Raw genomic sequence first — 3,811 nt, 5'->3', positions numbered from 1 at the left:
GTCATGTACGTCGCCCGTGTGCTCGTCCCCATGGCGGCGGAGTAGTTCGATGCATCTGCGCAGCGCAACCGCCCTCCCCACTTTCGTGAATCTTTCCTCCGCAGTTCCCAAGCAATCCTTCGATCAGGATACGCTCTGGGATAACGCCTTCGACAAATGGTATGCGGAGCTTCCCGATGCGCGGGATCTCGGCACCGTCACCCGCGTCCGCAAGCGCCATCTCGCATGGGACCCTGCCGTCGATATCGGCACGGAAACGCGCGGCATCGGAGAGCGCATGAAGGCCTATGTCGGCATCGTCGACGAGGTTGCCGGCGAAGCCGTGGAAGACCTGCTGCGTCCCGTAGAACGCACGGATGTGGGCAGTATCGTGATGGCCAGCAGCACAGGCTATTACGGCCCGACGCCGGACTACTTCCTCGCCAAGCGCTTCGGCCTGAAACCCAGCATCCGCCGCACCCATATCGGCCATATGGGATGCTTCGCGGCCTTCAACGTCATCAAGACGGCGATGGATTCCGTCATCGCCCGCCCCGATGAATACACCATCGGCCTTTGCGCTGAATTCAGCAGCCTGCATTTCCGCCCCGAGGCCACGCGCGAGCAGGCCATCGTGCACAACCTGTTCGGCGATGCGGTCGGCGCCTTCACGATGGCGATGCGCGAGCCGGGCCACGGCCCGCAGATCCTCGCGACGCACACGCTGCAATCCTTCGAGACCTCCGACATGATGACCCTGTCAGTGCTCGATGACGGCGTGCGCATGACGCTCTCGCCTTACGTGCCCTTCGTCATCGCCAGYCTGATCGAGAAATTCATCGACGAACTCTGCGGCTTCGCAAAAGTCGATCCCAGCGCGATCAAGCATTGGGCGATCCATCCGGGCGGCCCGAAGATCGTGGATCTCGTGGCGCAGAAGATGAAGATCACGGATCGTCAGCTCGAATCCACTTGGCATGTGCTGAGCGAATACGGCAATTGCGCCTCCGCAACCGTGTTGCTGGTGCTCGAACACCTGATCGAGAATGACAAGCCGCAACCGGGCGATATCGGCGTCATGCTGGCCTTCGGCCCGGGCCTCACTCTCGAAGGCGCCCTGCTCCGCTTCTAACGATCACGGATCTTAAAATGTACAAGGCTCACACCTTCCCTCTCGGGCAGGCTCAGCTTGCCTTTGACCTGTCCAACATGGCAGGCGTCCCCCTGTCTTCGGAACCGAGGACCATCGTCGAGGTGCTGAAGCAGCGTGCCGCAGCAGCACCCGGCAAGACGGCGTTCTGCGTGATTGAAGCTCACAATTCGATCACGGAAATCTCCAACGGCGCGCTGCTTGACGAGGCGACCATGCTCGCGGGCCGCCTCACCGCGCATGGCGTCAATCGCGGCGACATCGTCCTCCTGGCCTACGAGACCTCGCCCGTTCTCCTCACCGCCTTCTTCGCCTGCCTCATCGGCTCCTTCATCCCCTGCGTAGTCGAGGCTCCCAGCCTCGGCGCGCAGGTGGCGGATTGGGCGGAACGCCTTGCCGTTCGTGCACGCTATGCGGGCGCAAGGCTGATCCTGGCGCGTGAAGATTGCTGCGAGGTTCTGCGGGTTTCAGGCTGCGATGCAATCACCACCGACGCTCTCCCGAAGGTGATGGAGGCAACATTCGCGGAGCCGGATGAAACGGCTGCCGCCTTCCTGCAATTCACCTCCGGAACCACCTCGCAACCGAAGGCGCTGCTCGTCGACAACCGCACCCTGCTCGACAACGTACGCGGCCTCGCCTCGGCGCGCGAGTGGAACCATGAGGATGTGATCGTCAGCTGGCTTCCGCTCTATCACGACATGGGCCTCGTCGCGCTCACCATGTCGGGCTTTGTTGCGGGTATGCCCGTGGTGCTGATGCCTTCGAACCTGTTCACCATGAACCCGGCGCGCTGGCTCTGGGCGATTCACACCTTCAAGGGCACCGTCACCTCCGCGCCGAACTTCGCCTATCAATTCGTCGCAACCCATGCGCCCGAGCACCGCACGCGCGGCCTCGATCTCTCGACGCTTCGTTGCGCGATCAACGCGGCCGAGTTCATCCAAAGCCGCACCATCGCGCATTTCACCAACCGCTTCGCGCCGCACGGGTTCAGGAAGGAAGCGTTCGCTCCCGCCTATGGCCTCGCCGAATGCACGGTCGCCGCATCGATCACGCGACCAGCGGATGTTATACATTTCGATACGGTCTCGCGCCAACGTCTCATCGTGCAAGGAATTGCTGTGACCATCGACGCGTCGGACCCGGATGCCTGGCCCATCGCCTGCGTCGGGCCTGCACTCGAAGGCCATCGGGCGCGGATTGTAGACAGCGACGGCAACGTGCTCCCTGACCGCTGGCAAGGCCAGATCCAGATGCGTGGGCCGAGCGTGGTGCACGGCTATTTCAAGGAGCCGGTACCGAGCAACATCCGCGACGGATGGCTGGAGACGGGCGATCTCGGCTACATGGATAACGGCCACCTCTTCATCACTGGCCGCATCAAGGACCTCATCATCCGCGCCGGCGCGAATATCTCGCCATACGAGATCGAGCAGGTGGCCGGCGAGGTGGAAGGCGTGCGCTCCGGCGCGGTCGGCGCCATCGGCTTCTCCGATCCGGACAAGGGCACGGAAAATCTCGTGATCTTCTTCGAGAYGACGCAGAAGCTGCCCGACATGGTAGACGGCATGCGCCAGGCCATCCGGGACCGCCTGAGTCAGAAGCTCAGCATTGCCGTCGATCATGTGCTCGACGTGCCGCCTCACACCCTGCAGAAGACCACGAGCGGCAAGTTGCAACGGGTGAAGCTGGTGCAACTGGCCCACGAGAAGCTGAGCGCTCCCGCCCGCCATGTGAATTAATCCCGACAACCGAAAATCGCTGGAAAGTTCCAGCGGTTTTCGCGTTAAGCTCCCGACTCGAATGCCATTGCGCAAGGGTGCTGACGTGCTGCGGAACTACATGACCAATCTTCCCCTCATCGCGATCCTGAGGGGCCTGAAGCCTGAGAATGCAGAGGCCGTCGGCCATGCCCTCGTGGGGGCCGGCTTTCGCATCATCGAGGTTCCTCTGAACTCGCCGGAACCGTTCCGCAGCATCGAGATTCTGGCCAAGACCATGCCGGACGATGTGCTCATCGGCGCAGGCACGGTGCTGGAGCCCGACCTCGTGAACGGCGTGCACGATGTGGGCGGCAAGCTCATCGTCATGCCTCACGCGGATATCGAGGTCATCAAGCGCGCCAAGGATTTGCGCCTGATCTGCACTCCAGGCGTCGCCACGCCGACGGAGGCATTCGCCGCCCTGAAGGCAGGCGCGGACGCCATCAAGATCTTCCCCGCCGAAGCCACGCCGCCCGCCGTCGTGAAAGCATGGCGCGCAGTTCTGCCGAAGGATGCTATAGTGCTCCCCGTCGGCGGCATCAAGCCCGACAACATGAAGCCCTATCTCGATGCTGGCGCCAACGGCTTCGGCCTCGGCTCGGCCCTCTTCACGCCCGCCATGTCAGTGGAGGAGATCGGTCGCAATGCCCGCGAATTCGCGGCAGCTTGGCAAGCGCTTCGCACAAGCTAGACCTTTCCTGAAACTCAAGCCTCGCAGGAACCCTCTCGTGAGGAAAGCGTTCTCAGCGCAAAGGCTTTTCAGGGAGTTAGTGATGAAGAAACTGGTTTTCGTTCTGGCCGCCACCGTTCTCAGCACGGCTGCTTTCGCGCAGGACACGACGACGACGATCAAGAAGGAAGAAGGCATTCTCGGCAGCACGACCACTATCGAGCAGAAGCGCGAACCGAGCACCAC

General features: G+C 62.3%; 3 protein-coding genes. All 3 read left to right on the top strand.

Annotated features, from left to right (window positions below; translation table 11 throughout):
- On the top strand, positions 1–1,111 hold a 1,111-nt coding region (locus tag ACXJKO_RS30485; RefSeq protein WP_457094760.1), incomplete at its 5' end, for a type III polyketide synthase.
- A gap of 17 nt (positions 1,112–1,128) precedes the next feature.
- Positions 1,129–2,874, top strand: a complete 1,746-nt coding sequence (locus ACXJKO_RS30480) for an AMP-binding protein (RefSeq protein ID WP_457094759.1) — start codon at positions 1,129–1,131, stop codon at positions 2,872–2,874.
- A gap of 100 nt (positions 2,875–2,974) precedes the next feature.
- A complete protein-coding gene (locus ACXJKO_RS30475) occupies positions 2,975–3,586 on the top strand; it encodes a 2-dehydro-3-deoxy-6-phosphogalactonate aldolase (RefSeq protein ID WP_457094758.1) in 612 nt (203 codons plus the stop codon).
- Positions 3,587–3,811 lie beyond the last annotated feature (225 nt).

This window comes from Microvirga sp. P5_D2 (assembly GCF_054049475.1).
The sequence above is the reverse complement of the archived record's forward strand: the minus strand, read 5'-3'. Positions and strand labels throughout refer to the sequence as shown.

Bases quoted from the DNA above. Each gene is read 5' to 3' on its own strand.
- ACXJKO_RS30475 (WP_457094758.1), top strand. From the start codon at position 2,975: ATGACCAATCTTCCCCTCATCGCGATCCTGAGGGGCCTGAAGCCTGAG.